Source organism: Nocardioides campestrisoli (assembly GCF_013624435.2).
GTDB classification, from domain to species: Bacteria; Actinomycetota; Actinomycetes; order Propionibacteriales; family Nocardioidaceae; genus Nocardioides; species Nocardioides campestrisoli.
In genome coordinates, this window is the sequence record NZ_CP061768.1 from 4,176,745 (window position 1) to 4,195,759 (window position 19,015).

Sequence of the window (19,015 nt, forward strand, 5' to 3'; positions counted from 1 at the left end):
GCGTGTCTCATCCCAGCTCCGCACCAGTCGCCGTCCCTGTGACCCCACTGGCCGTGCGCGTGGTCAGCGCGGAGGAGCACCTGGACTTCCTCCGCTCCCGGTCCTCCGCCTCCTTCCTGCAGACCCCGGCGTGGGGAGCGGTGAAGTCCGAGTGGCGCCACGAGTCGCTGGGCTGGTTCGCCCCGGCCGCCGACGGCGGGACGGGCGAGCAGATGGTCGGCGCCGCGCTGGTGCTCTACCGGCAGCTGCCGAAGGTCAAGCGCTACCTGGCCTACCTGCCCGAGGGCCCGGTGATCGACTGGGGCGACCAGGACCTGGCCCGCTGGCTGACCCCGCTGACCGCCCACCTCAAGCGCTCCGGCGCCTTCGGGGTGCGGATGGGTCCGCCGGTGGTCACCCGCCGCTGGTCGGCGGCGAGCGTCAAGGAGGGCATCGCCGATGCCGCCGTACGCCGTCTCGACGACCTGGTGCCGCTGGAGCGCTCGCAGGAGGGCGCCCGCGTCGTCTCCCAGCTGCACGAGCTCGGCTGGGTGCCGCAGGCGGTCGAGGGCGGCTTCGCCGCCGGGCAGCCCCAGTACAACTTCCACCTCCCGCTGGTGGCCGACGGCCGCCCGCGCACCGAGGAGGAGGTGCTCAAGGGGATGAACCAGCTGTGGCGCCGCAACATCAAGAAGGCCGACAAGGCCGGGGTCGAGGTGGTCCGCGGGACCGCCGCCGACCTGGAGGCCTTCCACGCGCTGTACGCGCACACCGCTGAGCGCGACCACTTCACCCCGCGGCCGCTCTCCTACTTCCGGACCATGGTCGAGGCGCTCTCGGCCGAGGAGCCCGACCGGATCGTGCTGCACCTGGCCCGGCACGAGGGCGACCTGGTGGCCGCCACGATCTCGATCCGGGTCGGCACCCACGTCTGGTACTCCTACGGCGCCTCCTCGACCGAGAAGCGCGACGTGCGCGGCTCCAACGCGATCCAGTGGGCGATGATCCGCGACGCGCTGGCCGCCGGCGCCGAGGTCTACGACATGCGCGGCATCACCGACACCCTCGACTCCGAGGACCCGCACGTGGGCCTGATCCAGTTCAAGGTCGGCACCGGCGGCGAGGCCGTGGAGTACGCCGGGGAGTGGGACCTGCCGATCAACAAGGCGATCTACAAGGCGTTCGATCTCTACATGAAGAGGCGCGGATGAGCCTGGACCTCACCGTCGACGGCGACCGCTGGCGCGAGCACCTGCGCGCGGTCGCCGACCGCACCCCGGGCCTGGTCCCGGTGGTCAAGGGCAACGGCTACGGCTTCGGCCTGGGCCGGCTGGCCCGGCGCGCGCAGTGGCTGGCCGACCACCGGTCGGACGCCCCTGGCAGCGAGAAGACGGCGGACACGCTCGCCGTCGGCACCTACGAGGAGCTGCCCGAGGTCGCCTCCCGGTTCGACGGGAGCCTCCTCGTGCTCACCCCGTGGCGTCCCTTCGGGGCCGCGCTCGAGGTCGACCCGGCGATCGCGAGCCGGGTGGTGCACACCGTCAGCCGCCCCGAGGACCTGGCCGCGCTCCTGGAGCGGCAGCCGGACGCCCGCTACGTCCTGGAGCTGGTCACCTCGATGCTGCGGCACGGGATGACCGGGCGCCAGCTGCGCGAGCTCGGCGGCCTGACCTCCCGCGGCACCCTCGAGGGGGTGGCCCTGCACCTGCCGCTGGCCCAGGGCTCGCACCTCGCGCAGGTGCAGCGCCTGGCCACCGACATGGTCTCGGCAGGCCTGCCCAGCCGCACCCTGTGGGTCAGCCACCTGACGTCCGATGAGCTGGACCGGCTGCGCTCGTCGTACGGCGACTTCGAGATCCGCCCGCGGATCGGCACCGACCTGTGGCTCGGGGCCCGCGACGCCCTCCGGGTCACCTCGACGGTCCTCGACGTGCACCCGGTCGAGCGCGGCGACGTCTTCGGCTACCGCTCCCGGACCGCGCCCAAGGCCGGCCACCTGCTGGTGGTCAGCGGGGGGACCGCGCACGGCATCGGGCTCGAGGCGCCGACCGGCGACCAGTCGCTGAAGGCCCGGGCGGCCACCCTGGCCCGGGGCGGCCTGGACGCGGTCGGCTTCGTGCGCTCGCCGTTCTCGATCGACGGCAAGCAGCGGCTCTTCGCCGAGCCCCCGCACATGCAGGCCTCGATGCTCTTCCTGCCGGCGGGCGCCCGGGTGCCCGAGGTGGGCGACCGGATCGACGTCCGGGTCCGCTACACCGCGACCTGGTTCGACCGGGTCGAGGTGGTCTGAGGCTCTGGGTCCGGCTCCTGCGGACCCGGTCCGCCCCGATCGTCCGGGTCCCGGGGCACGGGGTCGTGCTCGGGACGCAGCACGTCGCGGGTGACCACCGCGACCAGGTAGAGCTGCGCCAGCACCCGGACCACGGTCGTGACCCAGTAGGCGACGGGGTCGTCGCCCGCGCCGGGGTCCAGCCGGCCGTCGAGGTACCACCAGACGGAGGCGAAGTAGATCAGCTCGCCGGCCTGCCAGATCAGCAGGTCGCGCCACCGCGGGCGGGCCAGCGCCGCGAGCGGGAGCAGCCACAGCACGTACTGGGGCGAGTAGACCTTGTTGACCAGCAGGAAGCCCGCGATGATCAGGAACCCGAGCTGGGCGAACCGGGGCGGCCTGGGTGCGAGCAGCCCCACCAGGGCGACCGCCAGGCACCAGCCGAGGAAGAAGGCCCACGACCACAGGTTGATCGTGTCGGCGGTGATCGTCGCGTCGGTCATCTGCTGGGCCACCAGCCACAGCGACCCGAGGTCGGCCGTGCGCTCGCTGTTGAAGTGCCAGAAGACCTGCCACTGGTCCGGGCCGGTGACCCAGGCCGGGACCTGGGCGACGACCCAGGAGAGGACCGTCGCGGCGGAGGCATAGCCCAGCGGGGCCCAGCGCCGTCCGCGCAGGCAGAGCACGAGCACCCCGCCCAGCAGGAAGAGCGGGTAGAGCTTGGCGGCCGTGCCGAGCCCGATCATCACGCCGGTGAGGATCGGCCGGTCCCGCGACCAGGCCCAGAGCGCTCCGGCCACGAACCCGATGGCCAGCAGGTCCCAGTTGACCAGGCCGGTCAGCACCAAGGCCGGGGCGATCGCGAACCCCGCCGCGTCCCAGGGCCGGCGCAGGATCCGTCCGCTGCCGAGCCGGACCCGGTTGACCCCCGCCAGCAGCCAGGTGGAGATCAGCACGATCAGGGTGAAGCCCACCGCGTTGACCGCGACGAACAGGGTTCCCTCCGCAGGCAGGTCCCGTCCGGGCTCGTCGTCGGCCGGTGAGCCGCTGAGCCACCAGGTGACGTAGCTGGTGCCCCAGGCCCAGTAGGAGATGCCGGTCGGGTACTCCATCACCTCGAACTCGGAGCGCACCGCCTCGTCGCCGGTGTAGGGCCAGTGCCGCTCGGCGAAGCCGCGCCCGATGTAGAGGTAGGGCATGTCGGAGTAGCACATGGCGCTGGTCCGTACGTCCATGTCCTGCCAGTCGGTGTCGGCGCAGGCGGACTTGGTGACCATCCCCAGGGCCATGGCCAGGGCGGCCAGCGCCAGCAGCACGCGCACCGGCGTCCACCACGGGTGCCCGCTCGCGCGGGTGCCCACCGGACCGCCGATCCCCTCCGAGAGCGACGCGACCACCGCGTCGTCCCGTGTCGGGTCCACCCACCCGGAGATCTCCGGGCCCGACTCCTCCCTCATCGGCCCGGCCCGCTCAGCCGGCCGGGGGCGGGGGAGGCGGAGGGACGGGAACGGTCGGCGTCGGCACCGGGGGCACCGGCGGGACCGGCGGGGGCGGCGGTGCGGGCGGCGCCGGCGGCTCCGGCGGCGCGGGCGGCTCGACCGGTGGGGTCGGGGTCGGCTCCTGGCTCGGCGTCGGCTCCTTGGTCGGCACCGGCTTCGTGCTCGGCTTCGGCTTCGGCTTCGGCTGGGGCTTCGGCGCGGGCGCCGGCGGGGGCACGTATTCGTAGCCGTCGGCCGGCGCGTCGCCGTCGAGGAAGACCGGGTCCGGGAACTCCTCGATCTCCATGCCTTCGGTCACGCGCTCCATGATGGCGTGCCAGGTCTGCGCGGGATAGGTCCCGCCGAAGAAGGAGGGCAACCAGTCGTCGAGCTGGTCGTCGCCGTCGCCCCGGACGTACATCACCGCGGTGGACAGCTGCGGGGTGAAGCCGACGAACCAGGACGACGAGACCTGGTCCTTGTCGTTGGTCGCGGTGCCGGTCTTGCCGGCGACCGGCCGGCCGATCTGGGCGGCCCGCCCCGAACCGTCCTGCACGACCTCCTCGAGCGCGTAGACCGTGTCGGCGTTGACGTCCTCGTCGACCACCCGGCGGGTGGAGTCGTCGCGCGTGTAGGTCGTCTCGCCGTTGGCCTCGACGACCTTCTGCACCACGTGCACGTCGGCCCGCTCGCCGCCGTTGGCGAAGGTGGCGTAGGCGTTGGCCATGTTGATCGGGCTGACCCGGGCCTTGCCCAGGGTGATCAGCGCGTCTCCGGGGAGCAGGTCGACCGAGCGCGCCGGGATGCCGGGGAACTTCTCCTTCGGCTCCTGGGGCGGGAGACCCGCGGCCACGGCGAGGTCGTGGATCTTGCGCGGCCCGTCGTCCATCGCCGCGCTCATGTCGACGAACGCGGTGTTGGTCGAGTTCTCCGCGGCGGTCACCATCGAGACCGAGGAGCCGAGGTCGGTGGCGCCCTCACCGGCGTTGTAGACCTTGGTGGTCCCGTCGGGGAAGGTGTACGGCGAGTAGCCCTGGAAGCGGTCCTCGAGGGAGAAGCCCTCCTTGATCGCGGTGGCGATGGTGAAGGCCTTCATCGTCGAGCCGGCCATGCCCCCGGTCGCGGCCCAGTTGATCTGGGAGTCGAGGTAGTCCTGGCCGCCGTAGAACGCCTTGAGCGCCCCGGTGCCGGGCTCGACCGTGGCGGCGCCGATGTGCAGCTGCTGGTCGCCGAAGCCCTCGGGGCGCTGCTCGTTGACCGCCTCCTGGAGGCTCGCCATCATCTCCGGGTCGAAGGTGGTGGTGACCCGCAGGCCGCCGCCGTCGATCTGGGTCTCGGTGTAGCCGAGCCGGAGCAGCTCGTCGCGCACGAGCTTGAGCATGTGCCCCTTCTGCCCGCCGTACGCGCTCTGCGCCTCCTGCTTGGGGAACTTCGGCAGCCGCTTGGCTGCGGTCTCCGCCTTCTCCTGGGTGATGTAGCCGTCGTCGGCCATCCGGCCCAGCGTGTACTCGTAGCGGCGGGTGACCGCCGCCTCCGCCTCCTCGCCGTTGGCGGGGTCGTAGGCCGACGGGCTGTTAAGCACGCTGGCCAGGAAGGCGGCCTCACGCAGCTTGAGCCGCTTGGCGCCCTTGTTGAAGTACGCCTCGGAGGCGGCCTGGATGCCGTAGGCGCCGCGGCCGAAGTAGATGGTGTTGAGGTAGCCCTCGAGGATCTCCTGCTTGCTCATCTCGCGCTGGATCTTCAGCGAGAGGATCGCCTCCTTGACCTTGCGGCTGAGCTTGCGCTCGGAGGTCAGGTACAGGATCTTCACGTACTGCTGGGTGATCGTGGAGGCGCCCTGGGTGGTCTCCCCGGCGCGCGCGTTGGAGAACGCGGCCCGCACGATGCCCTTGGGGTCGATCCCCCGGTCCTTCCAGAACGACTTGTTCTCGGCCGCGACCACCGCGTCCTGGACGCGCTTGGGCACGTCCTTGAGCGGGATCGAGACCCGGTTCTGCCGGGCGTACTGGCCGACCTCGCGCTCGCCGTCGGCGTAGTAGACGAACGAGGTCTGGGTCTTGAACTCCTCGTTGGCGTCCGGGATCTCGATGGTCTGGTAGGCGACCACGAAGCTTCCGACGGCGACGAGGCAGCCGACCAGGCCTGCGAGTCCGAGCCAGAGGGCGACCTTCTTGAGCTTCTGCTTCGGGGTCGACTTCGTCTTGACCGGGCGCTTGGTGACGGCCGGGCCGGGCTTCCTGCGGGACTGAGTCACGCGGCCAGGGTAGTGCGGGAGCGCCGGACGGTCGGATTTCCCGGCGACCTCCCGAGACCCAGGTCACCCGCGGGCTGCGGACCAGCCGTGTCGCCGGCCCGGGTTCACGCAGGACGGATATATCGCTACGATAGGTCGCGTGGCACGTCGTGGAGAGACCATCGAGCTGGCAGTCCTCGGACTGCTGCACGAGGGACCCATGCACGGCTACGAGCTCCGCAAGCGGCTGAACCTGATGCTCGGCTGGGGCCGAGTGCTCTCCTACGGTTCCCTCTACCCGGCCCTGAAGAAGATGCTCCGCGCCTCGCTGATCGAGGAGGTCGACACGGTGCCCGCACCGGTCACCCGTCGGCCGCGCATCGTCTACCGGGTCACCGAGGCCGGCCACCAGGAGTTCGAGCGCCTGATGTCGGAGGTCGGCCCCGCGGCTTGGGAGGACGACACCTTCGACATCCGGTTCGCATTCTTCTCCTCCACCGACATGGAGATCCGGCTGCGCGTCCTCGAAGGACGTCGTACCCGCCTCCAGGAGCGGTTGGAGAGGGTGCAGACCGACCTGGCGCGCACCCAGAAGGAAGTCGACCGGTACGCCGCGGAGCTCCAGCGCCACGGGGTCGAGTCGGTCGAGCGGGAGGTCAGGTGGCTCTCCAGCCTGATCGAGGCCGAGCGGGACGGGCACGGCAACAGCACCGCCCCGCTCTCCGAGCCAGCCACCGGGGACCAGCACTGACACGGCCGCCCGGTCACACAGAAGCGTCATCACCAGATCGCACCAAGCGGTCGCACCAGGAAAGAGGAAAGCCCATGGGTTCGGTACGCGTGGCAATCGTGGGCGTGGGCAACTGCGCCACGTCGCTCGTGCAGGGCGTGGAGTACTACAAGGACGCCGACCCCGAGGGCACCGTCCCGGGTCTGATGCACGTCGTCTTCGGTGACTACCACGTCAAGGACGTCGAGTTCGTCGCGGCGTTCGACGTCGACGACAAGAAGGTCGGCAAGGACCTGTCCGAGGCCATCGGCGCCTCGGAGAACAACACCATCAAGATCTCCGACGTCCCCACCCTCGGTGTCGAGGTGCAGCGCGGCCCGACGATGGACGGTCTGGGCAAGTACTACCGGATGACCATCGAGGAGTCCGCCGCCGAGCCGGTCGACGTGGTCAAGGTGCTCAAGGACGCCCAGGTCGACGTCCTGGTCTCCTACCTGCCCGTGGGCTCGGAGCAGGCCGACAAGTTCTACGCCCAGTGCGCGATCGACGCCGGCGTGGCCTTCGTCAACGCGCTGCCCGTCTTCATCGCCTCGGACCCCGAGTGGGCCAAGAAGTTCGAGGACGCCGGCGTCCCGATCGTCGGCGACGACATCAAGTCCCAGGTCGGCGCCACCATCACCCACCGGGTGATGGCCAAGCTGTTCGAGGACCGCGGCGTCACGCTGGACCGCACCTACCAGCTCAACGTCGGCGGCAACATGGACTTCAAGAACATGCTCGAGCGTGAGCGCCTGGAGTCCAAGAAGATCTCCAAGACCCAGGCCGTCACCTCCAACCTGGAGGGCCCGCTCGCCGGCGCGACCGCGGACGACCGCAACGTGCACATCGGCCCGTCGGACTACGTGGCCTGGCTCGACGACCGCAAGTGGGCCTACGTGCGGCTCGAGGGTCGCGCGTTCGGCGACGTGCCGCTCAACCTGGAGTACAAGCTCGAGGTCTGGGACTCCCCCAACTCGGCCGGCATCATCATCGACGCCGTCCGTGCGGCGAAGATCGCCAAGGACCGCGGCATCGGCGGCCCGATCATCCCGGCCTCGGCCTACCTGATGAAGTCCCCGCCGGTGCAGATCCCCGACGAGGAGGGTCGCACCCAGCTCGAGGCGTTCATCCGCGGCGAGTGACCTAGCCCGACGTACGACGAGGACCCGTCAGCCCTGGGGGTTGGCGGGTCCTCGTCGTTCGCGCGCGCTCCGACCTTCGGGACGTCATCGCCGCTCCTGGTCGCACGCGACCGCGTGGTGCCGGCCGGCGAGGCGGGAGACACTTGTGTCGAGTCCTTGACACAAGTTGCCACCACTGCCATCTTTTGTGCCATGTCCTTGGCACAAAACGACGAGCTCGCCCCGCTGCTGCCTGGGCCGCTCGAGCTGGTCCTCGGCCTCGGCCTGCTCCTGGTCCCGCTGCTCCTGCTGGGCCTGCTGGTACGCCGACGCGGCGCCCGCCGACTGGGGCGCGAGGCGCGGCTGGTGGCGCTGGTGCGCGGGACGGGCATCCTCCTCGGCGCCGCTCTGGCCGTCAGCCAGCTGTCCGACGGCGGGATCGTGCCCTCCCCGGGTCTATGGGTCGACGCCATCCACGCGCCGATCCTCTTCGGGCTGGCCACCCTCCTCGCGGCCGTGCTCGGCGAGCTGGTCGTCCGGCCGCGCTTCGACGCCGGTCCACGCACCGCCGACCTGCGACCGCGCCGGGTCCGTGACTTCCTGCCCCCGGGGCTGACCCGGCTCGTGGCCGGGCTCGGCGTCTGCGCGGCGGCCCTGTGCAGCTTCACCTGGCTCACCGCCTCGGCAGACGACATGGGCCGGGACGGCCGGGCGCTGTGGGCCGCCTGCACGGCCGCCGTGTCGTCCACACGGAGCCCCTACCCCGGGTCCTTCTACGTGGTGCCCTACGCCCTGGGCGTCGCGGTGGCGCTCGCCGTGGCAGCCGCGGCGGCATGGCAGGTCACCCGCCGCCCCCTCGGCGGGACACCGGCCGAGGCCGACCACCACCGACGTACGTCGATGCAGGCGATCGTGGGAGCTCTCGGGGTGGTCGTCTCCGCGCCGATGATCGGCCTCGCCCTGGTGGCCGGCACCACGCTGCTCCAGCACGCCTGCCCCCGGCCGGGGTGGGGAGCCGTCGGCTGCCTGGCGCTGGCCGTGGGGGCGCTCGCCCTCGTCGCGCTCGTCGCCTCGCTGGTCGCGCTGCTCACACCGCCCGCTCCTCGGCCGGTCGTCCGGGAGCAGGAGACCGCGCGTGCCTGACGCGGCTCTCCAGGTCGACCCGCGGGACCCGACACCGCCGTACGAGCAGGTGCGCCGGCAGCTGGAGGACCTGATCCGGGCGGGGATCCTGCGGGCGGGTGACCGGTTGCCCCCGCTGCGCCAGCTCGCAGGCGACCTCGGGTTGGCGGTCGGCACGGTGGGCCGGGCCTACGCAGAGCTGGAGACCCAAGGGCTGGTCGTCTCCCGTCGGGGAGCCGGCACCCGGGTCGCCGACGCCGTGACGCCCGGCCCGGATGCGGTGCTCCGCCAGCTGACCCGAGACTTCCTGGCCCGCGCCCAGGCGATCGGGGTCGGTCCCCGGACCGCGCTGGACGCCGTGCGGACGGCGGTGGAGGGCGAGACCTTCGCGAGACCAGACCGGGACTGACGCCCGCAGGCCCCGGTCAGCGCCCGGGCACCGCCTCGGCCTCGGCCTTGATCCGCGCCAGCGTCTGCCGCATGCCCGCGCGCAGCTCGTCCTGGAAGGTGACCTGGCCGCCCATGAACCGGTCGACCAGCTTCCGGGAGAGGTCGCTGGTGCCCTGCTGCGCCTCGCGCCGCTGGACGATTCGGGTGCCGTCGGCCTCCGTGCCGTCGACCCCGGCCGCCGGCTCGAGGGTGAAGGACCACGTGGTGCCGTTCTCCTTGATCTTGAACGCGATCTCCCGGGTCGGCTCGAACCGCACGACCTTCGCCTGGGTCGGCCAGACCAGCAGGCCGCGCCGGTTGACGTTGACCATCCGGCTGCCCAGCCGCACTGGGCGTCCGCCGCGCAGGATGCTCCGGACCACCTGCGGGCTCCACCGCGACATCCGGGGCAGGTCGGAGACCAGCGCCCAGACCCGGTCGGGCGTGGCCCGCACGTCGATCGTCTGCTCGAGGAGGGGCTCGACCTGGTCTGCGCTGGACGTCGTCATCCGGGCAATCTAGAGGACGGGTGGGCAGCGCGCGAGGCGTGTCCGGAGCGGCCGCGGCGGCGTACGCGGCGTACGGCGGCAGGGGCCGAGGGAGGCTCGGCGTGAACTTCGTACTGGTTCCACGTGGTTGGCACGGGTCGTATGCGTCACTAAGTCCGGGAATCCCCGGCTGTGCGGGGATTCGTGAGGACCAAGCAGCCCACCAGCAGGGTCAGGCCTGGCGCTGCCCCCACCAGGCCAGCAGCGCGGCCCGCGCCGCCTCCTCGTCCTGGGGGCCCTCGTCCATCCGGAGCTCGAGCAGGAACTTGTAGGCCTCGCCGACCTCGCGACCGGGGCCGATGCCGAGGATCTCCATGATCTGCGTCCCGTCGAGGTCGGGACGGATGGAGGCGAGCTCCTCCTCCTCGGAGAGCCGCTCGATCCGCGCCTCCAGGTCGTCGTAGGTACGCCGCAGCCGCGCCGCCTTGCGGGCGTTGCGGGTGGTGCAGTCGGCGCGGGTGAGGATGTGCAGCCGCTCCAGCTGGTCGCCTGCGTCGCGGACGTAGCGGCGTACGGCGGAGTCGGTCCACTCCCCGGAGCCGTAGCCGTGGAAGCGCAGGTGCAGCTCGACCAGCTTGCTGACTGCCTCGATCTCGTCGTTGGAGAACCGCAGCGCCTTCATCCGCTTCCGGGTGATCTTGGCGCCGACCACGTCGTGGTGGTGGAAGGTGACCGTGCCGTCGCCGACGAACTTGCGGGTCCGGGGCTTGCCCACGTCGTGCATGAGCGCGGCGAACCGGGAGACGAAGTCCGGGCGCGGCGGCTCGCCGTCGGGCGTGAGCCGCTCCTCCATCTCGATCGCCTGCTCCAGCACCGTGAGGGTGTGCTCGTAGACGTCCTTGTGCCGGTGGTGCTCGTCACTCTCCAGCGCCAGCGCCGGCAGCTCGGGCAGCACGTGGTCGGCCAGGCCGGTCTCGACCAGCAGGGTCAGCCCACGGCGCGGGAACGGCGCGCAGACCAGCTTGACCAGCTCGTCGCGGACCCGCTCGGCGGAGATGATCTCGATCCGCCCCGCCATCGCCCGCATCGCCTCGACCACCTCGGGGGCGACCGTGAAACCGAGCTGGGCGGAGAACCGGGCCGCACGCATCATCCGCAGCGGGTCGTCGGAGAAGGAGTCCTCCGGGCGCCCCGGCGTACGCAGCACCCGGTGCGCGAGGTCGACCACCCCGCCGTACGGGTCCTCGAAGCGGCGGTCGGGGATGCTCACCGCCATCGCGTTGACCGTGAAGTCGCGTCGTCCCAGGTCACCGGCGAGGGAGTCGCCGAAGTCCACGTCGGGCTTGCGGGAGCTCGGGTCGTAGGTCTCGGAGCGGAAGGTGGTGATCTCCACCTGCCACTCGCCCTTGCGGCAGCCGATCGTGCCGAACGCGCGGCCCATGTCCCACACGGCGTCCGCCCAGCCCTTGAGCAGCCGCTCGGTCTGCTCCGGTCGGGCGTCCGTGGTGAAGTCCAGGTCGTTCTGGAGGCGGCCGAGCATGGCGTCGCGGACCGGCCCGCCGACCAGGTAGAGCTCGTGCCCGGCGCCGGCGAAGCGAGCGCCCAGCTCATTGATGACGGCACCGATCCGGTCCAGCTCGGCGGCGACCGCCTGCTGCACCTGGGCCATGCTCAACGGGGGAAGGGGAGGGGCGTCGGACACGAGGAACGAGTCTAGGCGCACTAGAGTCATGGGGTGCTTCGCCGTCGACCGCTCCCGTCCGCCCTCCGGGCCCGGGCGAGCCTCGCGGCGGCCCTGCTGATGCTGGTCGCGAGCGTCCCGCTCGGCTCCTGGGCGGCGCCCTCGGCCTCCGCGGCCCCCGACGACGGGGCCGACCCGCTGCAGATGGAGATCACCGAGCTCACCCCCTCGGTGCCGGCGGCCGACGACCTCGTGCAGATCTCCGGGACGGTCACCAACAGCAGCCGTGAGGTGTGGACGACGATCAACGTGCACGCCTTCCACTCCCTCACCCCGATCCTCGACTCCCCCACGCTGGCGCTGGCCGCGACCATGCCCGAGGAGGAGGTCCTCGGCCCGCGCATCGTCGACCCCGGCACCTTCCAGACGATCCCCCAGCTCGCGCCCGGGGAGTCCGCGGAGTTCACCGTGCTGGTGCCGCCGGGCTCGCTGGCCGGCGGGGACGGCGTCTACTGGGCGGGCGTGCACGCCATCGGCCAGACCGAGACCCAGGTCCGCGACGGGTCCGCCGACGGCCGGGCCCGCACGTTCCTGCCGGTCGTCACCGACCGCCGCCCCCGGCTGGACGCCGCGGTGATCCTGCCGCTGCGGGCCCCGATCCAGCACACCCCCGCGGGCCGGATCGCCCGACCGGCCGCGTGGGCCAAGCTGCTCGGTCCCGGCGGCCGGCTGCGCAACCTGCTGGAGGCCGGCCAGGCGGCCGGCGACCGGCCGGTGACGTGGCTGCTCGACCCGGCCGTGCCGCACGCGGTGATGAAGCTGGCCGCGGGCAACCCGCCGGCCAGCACCGCCCCGCTCCCCGACGCGACGGCCGAGGAGGGCGGAGACGACTCCGGCGACGGCTCCGAGGGCGAGACCGACGACTCCGGCGGTGCCGCCGGGACCGACGGGGAGACCCCCGCCCCGCCGCCCACCGACCCCACCCAGTCCGTCCCCGAGCCCGAGGACGGCGAGCCGGCCAAGGAACCGAGCCCGCAGCAGGTGGCGGCAGCCGCCGCGGCCCAGGGGTGGCTCGAGCTGTTCAAGGCGGAGATGAGCCAGCACCCCGTGCTCGCCCTGCCGTACGGCGACGTCGACGCCTCGGCGCTCCAGGAGCGCGCGCCCGAGCTCCTCGCGCTCGCCCGCACGCACTCCGACCAGGTGCTCGCCGAGCTGGGGATCAGCGCCACCCCGGTGCTCGCCCCGCCGGACGGCTGGCTGTCGCCGGAGGCGATCGCCGCCACCACCCCGGAGACCGGGATCCTGCTCAGCGACCGGGCGCTCCAGGACCCGCTGGGCCAGACGCCCAGCACGGGACGCATCCTCGACCGCACCTTCGCCACCAGCTCCTCCGGGATCGCCGCCGGGGGGCCGGGACCGGAACGCGCGTCCGGCGCCATCGCGGTGCGCCAGCGGGTGGTGAGCGAGGCGGCCCTGCAGATGCTCGTCGACGACCGCTCGCCCCTGGTGATCGCCCCGCCCCCGAGCTGGGACCCCGCCACCGGCTCCGAGCAGCTCTACTCCACCTTCGTCCGGGGCCTGCTCAAGCTCCGCCCCTTGAGCGACGTGATCGGCGCCGAGGCGCTCACCGCGCCGCTGAGCAGCCCCGCGCCGGGGCAGTCCCTGCCCGACGACGCGTTGGTGTGGACCGACGCCCAGCGCGAGGCGCTGCTGCCGGGCGCCAGCATCTCGGTGGTCGAGGAGCAGCTCGAGCGCGCCCGGCTGCTCGAGGGCGTGCTCAGCCGCCCCTCGCCCCTGGTCTCCTCGGTGCTCGAGGCCGCGCTGCCCAGCCTCTCCTACTTCGCCCGGCGCGATGCCGGCACCTGGCGCCAGCGCACCGTGCGCGCCACCGACTGGCTCGACGACCGGCTGGAGTCGATCCGGATCGAGACCCCGCTGCGGGCGACCCTGTCCAGCGACCGCGGCACCCTGGGCGTCACCATCGTCAACGACCTCGACGTCTCGGTCACGGTGCGGATCGCCGCCAGCAGCCCCGGCGGCCTGCTGATCGAGGAGCAGGAGCCGCTCACCCTGGCGCCGCAGTCCCGGCGCCGGATGCGACTCCAGGCCACCGCCACCCGGGAGGGCAAGCAGGAACTGACCCTGCGGGTCACCGACCAGGAGGGTGTCCCGCTCGGGTCGGTGGCCAGCTACCCGGTCCGCACCTCGCAGGTCAGCGGCATCCTCTGGGTGATCATGGGCGCCGGCGCGGCGCTGCTCTTCGGAGCCATCGGCGTCCGGCTGGCCCGCGGCAACCGCGCCACCCGGCGCGAGCAGGCCGAGGAGCTCGAGGAGCCCGGCGAGCCCGGTGAGCGCGGCGAGCCCGATGAGCCCGAGACCCAGGACCCGGCCCCCGAGCCCGAGACCCAGGAGGCCCGCGGGTGAGCGAGTCGCCCCCCGACGTCGAACGCCGCAGCATCGCCCGCAACAGCGCGGTGATGGCCGCGGGCACCCTCTTCTCCCGGATCTCGGGCTACCTGCGCTCGGCCCTGCTGGTCGCCACCCTGGGCAGCCTGCTGCACGCCGACCTGTTCAACGTCGCCAACACCATCCCCAACGCCCTCTACATCCTGCTCGCGGGCGGTGTCTTCAACGCGGTGCTGGTGCCCCAGCTGGTCCGCGCGCTGAAGCACGACGAGGACGCGGGAGCGGCGTACACCAGCCGGATCATCACCCTGGCGGCGATCTTCCTGGGCGCGGTGAGCGTGCTGCTCGTGGCGGCGGCGCCGTGGATCGTCGACCTCTACTTCGACGCCCGCCTCGACGACCCGGCGATGGCGGCCCAGCGGGACTCCGCCATCGCGTTCGCCCGGTTCTGCCTGCCGCAGGTCTTCTTCTACGGGATGTTCGTGCTGGTCGGGCAGGTGCTCAACGCCCGTGGCACGTTCGGCCCGATGATGTGGGCGCCGATCGCCAACAACGTCATCTCCATCGGGATGCTGGTCACCTACTGGTTCGTCTACGGCCCGGCCGAGGGCGCGGAGAAGGTGGGGCCCTACTCGACCGGTCAGGAGCTGCTGCTCGGCCTCGGCTCGACCGCCGGCATCGTGGTCCAGCTGCTGGTGCTGCTGCCGTACCTCAAGGCCGCCGGGTTCAGCTACCGCCCGCGGTTCGACTTCCGCGGCACCGGACTGGGCCACACGATGAAGCTGGCGATCTGGACGATCCTGTTCGTCGTGGTCAACCAGATCACCTTCTGGCAGGTCACCCGCCTGGCCACCAGCGGCACGGTCGGGGGCGGCGACGGCACCGGCCCGACGGTCTACGCCAACAGCATGCTGATCACGATGGTCCCGCACGCGATCATCACCGTCTCCCTGGCCACCGCGATCCTGCCGCGACTCTCGGCGTACGCCGCGGAGCACGACCTCGCTCACCTGGCCCGCACGCTGAGCGCGACGATGCGCAGCTCGCTGGCGATCGTGGTCCCGTTCGCGGCGCTGCTGCCGGTGCTGGCCCCCGACCTGGCGAACGCGGCGTACGGCTGGGGGGCGGGCGCCCCGGACGTCGACAACTACGTGCTGCCGATCTCCCTGTTCGGCATCGGCCTGGTCTTCTTCACCGTGCACTACTTCACGCTCCGCGGCTTCTACGCGCTGGAGCAGACCCGCACCGTCTTCCTCATCCAGTGCGTCCTCGCGGCGGTCAACATCACCGCCGCGGTGCTGCTGGTGGGGCAGGCCTCCCCGCGCGACACCGTCCCCGCCCTGGTCACCGCCTATGGCTTGGCGTACGTCGTGGGCGCCAGCGTGAGCTTCTCGGTGCTGCGCCGGCGCGTGGGCGGCCTGGAGGTGGCCCGCCTGGTGCGGTTCGGCGCCCGGCTGCTCCTGGTGGTGGCGCTCTCCACTGCGGCCGCCTGGCTCGCCGCGCTCGCCCTCGGCGGCCTCGGCGAGCAGCCGCACCCGGTGGTCTCCGTGGGCCGCGCCGGCGTGGTCGGCGTGGTCGACGTGGCGGTCTTCCTGGTCCTGGCCAGGGTGCTCCGGCTGGGCGAGGTGACCGAGCTGGTGGATCCGGTGATGGACACGGTCCGCCGACGCCTGCGCGCGCGCTGAACGCGCCGTACCATGACCCTGAGACCACCTGGCTGACCTGACATTCCTGGAGGACCGTGGCCGCCTCGCTCCATGCCGGCGACGTCCTTGCCGAGCGTTACCAGATGGTCGACCTGCTCCGGGAGAGCGAGGGCGGGTGGTTCTGGTGCGCCCAGGACGCCGTGCTCCGACGCCAGGTGGCGATCCACCTGATCCCGGACGACGACGACCGCGCGGAGGCGCTGATGACCGCAGCGCGGCGCTCCGCCGCGCTGGTCGACCGGCGCAACCTCCGGGTGCTGGACGCCGACCGGCACGACGGTCTCTGCTACGTCGTCAACGAGTGGGGCCAGGGGGTCTCGCTGGACAGCATGCTGGCCGACGAGGGGCCGCTCCCGGCCCGGCAGGCCGCGTGGCTGGTCGCCGAGGTCGCCGACACCCTGGCCGTGGCCCACTCCGCCGGCCGCGCGCACGGGCGGCTCTACCCCGAGAGCGTGCTGGTCGACGAGAACGGTCAGGTGCGCATCATCGGCTTCGCCGTGGACGCCGCCCTGCACGGCCTGCCCGCAGACCGGCGCGAGCAGGACGTGCGCGACCTGGTCGCGGTCCTGTATGCCGCGCTCACCGGCCGCTGGCCCGGCCCGGACGGCTCCTCGGTGCCCCCTGCGCCGCGGGAGCACGGGCACCCGCTGCGGCCCCGGCAGGTGCGGGCCGGCATCCCCCGCGCCCTGGACCAGATCTGCGACGAGGTGCTCGGCCACCGGCCGCAGGGGCGCAACGGAGGCGGACGCACCCTGTCCCACCTGGGCCACCGGCCCACCCACGACCTGCACACCGCGGCCGGGGTCCGCGACGCGCTGGAGGAGTTCCTGGGCGACGTCGCCACCGGCAGCACCACGCTCCCGGTCGAGGGGGCCCCGCAGGTCGAGGGGCAGCAGAAGGCAGAGCCTGCCTCGGCCAAGGTCTCCACGAACGGGCACGCACCCGTCGCTCCGGCACGGTCCAGCACCACGGACCTGCCCACCGAGGCGGGGATGCCGGTCTTCCACGACGACGAGCAGGTCGAGTGGCTGCGCGCCCGCGGCAACCCGCCCACGCCCCCGCCCGCGCTGGAGGAGCCTGCGGCGCGCCCGCTCTTCGCGCCCGACCCGGAGGACGGCACCCCCGTACGACGTCCCCGGGCGCCGCGGCCCGCACCCGACCAGGGCGCGGAGTACTGGCCCTGGGACACCTCCGCCGGCCCCGGTCCCGGCGCCACGCACGGCGGCGGCAGCTCGGGTCACCTTCCGGTCGTCCCCCCGGCCCGGCAGCCCGGCCGCCGCTGGCTCCGGCTCGCCTGGGTGATCGGCCTCTCCGCCCTGATCCTGCTCACCGTGGTGGCCGCCTACCAGCTGGGCGGCGGGGGCGCCGGCAGCGACGACGAGGAGCCGGACGAGCCGAGCGGCGCACCGCCCTCGGCCCAGGTCACCCCGCACGACGGGGTCACGGCCACCGACTTCGACCCGGAGGGCAGCCCGCCGCGCGACGAGAACCCCGAGCTGGTCCCGTACGCGGTCGACGGCGACCCCAACACCTCCTGGATCACCAGCAGCTACCTCCAGCAGTTCGGGCCGGGCGGGCTGAAGTCCGGCGTCGGCCTCACCCTCGACCTGGGCACGGTCAAGGACGTGCGGCTGGTGGAGATCTCGGTCTCCGGCGGCTCGACGAGCGCCGAGGTCTACCTCGGTGAGGAGGCCCCGACCGACGTCTCCGGGCTGGAGCCGGTCGGCTCGGGCACTGACGAGGAGACCATCTCGGTCGAGCTGGACGAGGCGCAGCAGGCCCGGTACGTCACCGTCTGGCTGACCGCGCTGCCGCCGGTCGACTCCGACTTCCGCGGGGAGATCCGCGAGGTCGTGGTCAGCGGGTGAGCCCGTCGCCGAGCGACGCGGAGCTGCTGGCTGCGCACGTCGCCGGCGAGCCCGACGCGTTCGGCCAGCTCTTCGCCCGGCACCGCGACCGGCTGTGGGCGGTCGCGCTGCGCACCACCGGCAACCCCGAGGACGCGGCCGACGCCCTCCAGGACGCCCTGGTCTCCGCCTTCCGCCGGGCGGACTCGTTCCGCGGCGAGTCGGCGGTAACCACGTGGCTGCACCGGGTGGTCGTCAACGCGTGCCTGGACCGGCTGCGCGCGGCCAAGGTGCGGGCCGCCGACCCGCTCCCCGACGACCTCGCCGACCGGGTCGTGCCGCTGGGCGTCGCGCCCGGAGGCTCGGCGCCGGTCGATCCCGCCGACGCCGTGCTCGACGAGGAACAGCGCCGTCAGGTCCACGCCGCGCTGGCGACCCTGCCGGTGGACCAGCGGGCCGCGCTCGTGCTGGTCGACCTCGAGGGGTTCCCGGTGGCCGAGGTCGCGACCATGCTCGGCTGCGCCGAGGGGACGGTCAAGTCGCGCTGCTCGCGCGGCCGGCGGCGGCTGGCGGTGGTCCTGGCCGACCTGCTGGGGAACCCGCCGGGGCCCCGGTCCGTCCTACCCACGGACGCCGTCCTATCCACAGACACCGTCCTGTCCACAGACACAGAGCCCAGCGCGCCGACTCCCGGCGCCGACGACGAGGTGACCAGGTGAGCGACCCCGAGCACGACGTACGGCGTCTGCTCGCCGCCGCGCGAGGCTCCGAGCCGATCCCCCCTCCGGTGGCGGACCGGCTGGACGAGACGCTGGCCGAGCTCGAGCGCTCCCGGGCCGCGCGCGCTTCCCAGCCCTCCCAGCCCTCCCAGCTCTCGCAGCGCTCGCAGGCGGCCGAGCCCCGTCGGCCGCGCCGGTTCGTCTGGCCGGCCGCGGCGGCCGCCGCGGTGCTGGTCGTCGGCGGGGTGTGGGGCACCACCCTGGGCCCCCTGGGCTCCGGCGGACCCGACGGGGCGTCCTCGAGCGCCGACACGTCGGCGGCCGGGGAGCAGGAGCGCATCTCCCCGTCTCCCGCCCCGTCTCCCGCCCCGAACCAGGCGCCGTCCGCCGACGACGCCCCGGGGGCTGCGAGCGACGGGACCCGGAGGGGCGACGCACCCCCGGCGCCGGGCCAGGACACCCTCGGGCTCCCGGTCCCCGAGGTGAACCCCGCCTCCCTGGTCCGGGACCTGGTCCGGGCGCGCAGCGCCGCGCCGAGCCCAGGTGTCCTCGGCCGGCTGGCCGTCGCCGGCTGCCTGCCCTCGCCCACCCGGCCGCGGGACCGCCTGGTCGAGATCCGGTACGACGGGCGACCCGCCGCGCTGGTGCTGAGGCCCGCGACCTCCGCGGGGCAGGAGGCGCTCGTGGTGGTGTGCGGCGACGAGGCGCCGATCCGGCGGGCGACCCTCCCCGCCGAGGCTCCGGACCAGGGAACAACACCCCCCTAGG

Annotated in this window: 15 protein-coding genes; 11 read left to right on the forward strand and 4 right to left on the reverse strand. The window is 73.1% G+C overall.

Going from position 1 to position 19,015, the window contains the following annotated elements; translation table 11 throughout:
- The first annotated feature begins 2 nt into the window (after positions 1-2).
- Positions 3-1,190 carry a lipid II:glycine glycyltransferase FemX gene (locus H8838_RS19755; RefSeq protein WP_309136285.1) on the forward strand — a complete coding sequence of 396 codons (1,188 nt, stop codon included), beginning with the start codon at positions 3-5 and terminating at the stop codon, positions 1,188-1,190.
- Entirely contained in the window at positions 1,187-2,269 is a 1,083-nt protein-coding gene (locus tag H8838_RS19760) for an alanine racemase (protein WP_181310119.1), read from the forward strand. Before H8838_RS19755 ends, H8838_RS19760 begins: the two co-directional genes overlap by 4 nt.
- On the opposite strand, the gene H8838_RS19765 is transcribed toward H8838_RS19760, so the two are convergent.
- Together H8838_RS19765 and H8838_RS19770 are read right to left on the reverse strand one after the other, a co-directional pair.
- Positions 2,230-3,705 (reverse strand): glycosyltransferase family 87 protein, encoded by a 1,476-nt coding sequence (locus H8838_RS19765; protein ID WP_181310118.1) that lies wholly within the window; start codon positions 3,703-3,705, stop codon positions 2,230-2,232. The genes H8838_RS19760 and H8838_RS19765 overlap by 40 nt on opposite strands.
- 13 nt (positions 3,706-3,718) lie before the next feature.
- Entirely contained in the window at positions 3,719-5,980 is a 2,262-nt protein-coding gene (locus tag H8838_RS19770; protein ID WP_181310117.1) for a transglycosylase domain-containing protein, read from the reverse strand.
- A 139-nt stretch (positions 5,981-6,119) separates the two neighbouring features.
- Here H8838_RS19770 and H8838_RS19775 point away from each other — a divergent pair, with 139 nt between their 5' ends.
- The 4 genes from H8838_RS19775 (at position 6,120) to H8838_RS19790 (ending at position 9,380) form a co-directional block, all read left to right on the forward strand.
- Complete coding sequence (locus H8838_RS19775) at positions 6,120-6,710, forward strand: PadR family transcriptional regulator (RefSeq protein WP_181310116.1); 591 nt, start codon at positions 6,120-6,122, stop codon at positions 6,708-6,710.
- 74 nt (positions 6,711-6,784) lie between these two features.
- A complete protein-coding gene (locus tag H8838_RS19780) occupies positions 6,785-7,870 on the forward strand; it encodes an inositol-3-phosphate synthase (protein WP_185995557.1) in 1,086 nt (361 codons plus the stop codon).
- 192 nt (positions 7,871-8,062) lie between these two features.
- On the forward strand, positions 8,063-8,992 hold the full coding sequence (locus H8838_RS19785) for a hypothetical protein (RefSeq protein ID WP_185995556.1): 930 nt from the start codon (positions 8,063-8,065) through the stop codon (positions 8,990-8,992).
- Entirely contained in the window at positions 8,985-9,380 is a 396-nt protein-coding gene (locus tag H8838_RS19790) for a GntR family transcriptional regulator (protein WP_185995555.1), read from the forward strand. The genes H8838_RS19785 and H8838_RS19790 overlap by 8 nt, the downstream gene beginning before the upstream one ends.
- A 16-nt stretch (positions 9,381-9,396) precedes the next feature.
- Here the strand turns inward: H8838_RS19790 and H8838_RS19795 are convergent, their stop codons facing one another.
- Both H8838_RS19795 and H8838_RS19800 read right to left on the reverse strand, forming a co-directional pair.
- Positions 9,397-9,909 (reverse strand): SRPBCC family protein, encoded by a 513-nt coding sequence (locus tag H8838_RS19795; RefSeq protein ID WP_185995554.1) that lies wholly within the window; start codon positions 9,907-9,909, stop codon positions 9,397-9,399.
- Positions 9,910-10,120: 211 nt separating this feature from the next.
- The gene (locus H8838_RS19800) at positions 10,121-11,557 is read right to left on the reverse strand and encodes a CCA tRNA nucleotidyltransferase (protein WP_185995627.1); all 1,437 of its coding nucleotides are present in this window, start codon (positions 11,555-11,557) and stop codon (positions 10,121-10,123) included.
- Between the two features lie 66 nt (positions 11,558-11,623).
- Here H8838_RS19800 and H8838_RS19805 point away from each other — a divergent pair, with 66 nt between their 5' ends.
- Genes H8838_RS19805 through H8838_RS19825 form a run of 5 tightly spaced genes read left to right on the forward strand, consistent with a single transcriptional unit; the run spans position 11,624 to position 19,014 of the window.
- The gene (locus H8838_RS19805; protein ID WP_185995553.1) at positions 11,624-13,993 is read left to right on the forward strand and encodes a DUF6049 family protein; all 2,370 of its coding nucleotides are present in this window, start codon (positions 11,624-11,626) and stop codon (positions 13,991-13,993) included.
- Entirely contained in the window at positions 13,990-15,660 is a 1,671-nt protein-coding gene (gene murJ / locus H8838_RS19810; protein ID WP_224766275.1) for a murein biosynthesis integral membrane protein MurJ, read from the forward strand. Before H8838_RS19805 ends, murJ begins: the two co-directional genes overlap by 4 nt.
- Before the next feature lie 56 nt (positions 15,661-15,716).
- Positions 15,717-17,549 carry a hypothetical protein gene (locus H8838_RS19815; protein ID WP_185995552.1) on the forward strand — a complete coding sequence of 611 codons (1,833 nt, stop codon included), beginning with the start codon at positions 15,717-15,719 and terminating at the stop codon, positions 17,547-17,549.
- The gene (gene sigM / locus H8838_RS19820; protein WP_185995551.1) at positions 17,546-18,247 is read left to right on the forward strand and encodes an RNA polymerase sigma factor SigM; all 702 of its coding nucleotides are present in this window, start codon (positions 17,546-17,548) and stop codon (positions 18,245-18,247) included. The genes H8838_RS19815 and sigM overlap by 4 nt, the downstream gene beginning before the upstream one ends.
- Positions 18,244-19,014, forward strand: coding sequence for a hypothetical protein (locus H8838_RS19825; RefSeq protein WP_185995550.1), 771 nt, complete (start codon positions 18,244-18,246; stop codon positions 19,012-19,014). Before sigM ends, H8838_RS19825 begins: the two co-directional genes overlap by 4 nt.
- The last annotated feature ends 1 nt before the right edge of the window (position 19,015 follow it).

What these genes read in the sequence shown, in the direction of transcription:
- H8838_RS19760 (WP_181310119.1), top strand. Translation starts at nt 1,187, where the DNA reads ATGAGCCTGGACCTCACCGTCGACGGCGACCGCTGGCGCGAGCACCTG.
- H8838_RS19765 (WP_181310118.1), bottom strand. Translation starts at nt 3,705, where the DNA reads ATGAGGGAGGAGTCGGGCCCGGAGATCTCCGGGTGGGTGGACCCGACA.
- H8838_RS19780 (WP_185995557.1), top strand. Translation starts at nt 6,785, where the DNA reads ATGGGTTCGGTACGCGTGGCAATCGTGGGCGTGGGCAACTGCGCCACG.
- H8838_RS19785 (WP_185995556.1), top strand. Translation starts at nt 8,063, where the DNA reads ATGTCCTTGGCACAAAACGACGAGCTCGCCCCGCTGCTGCCTGGGCCG.
- H8838_RS19795 (WP_185995554.1), bottom strand. Translation starts at nt 9,909, where the DNA reads ATGACGACGTCCAGCGCAGACCAGGTCGAGCCCCTCCTCGAGCAGACG.
- H8838_RS19800 (WP_185995627.1), bottom strand. Translation starts at nt 11,557, where the DNA reads ATGGCCCAGGTGCAGCAGGCGGTCGCCGCCGAGCTGGACCGGATCGGT.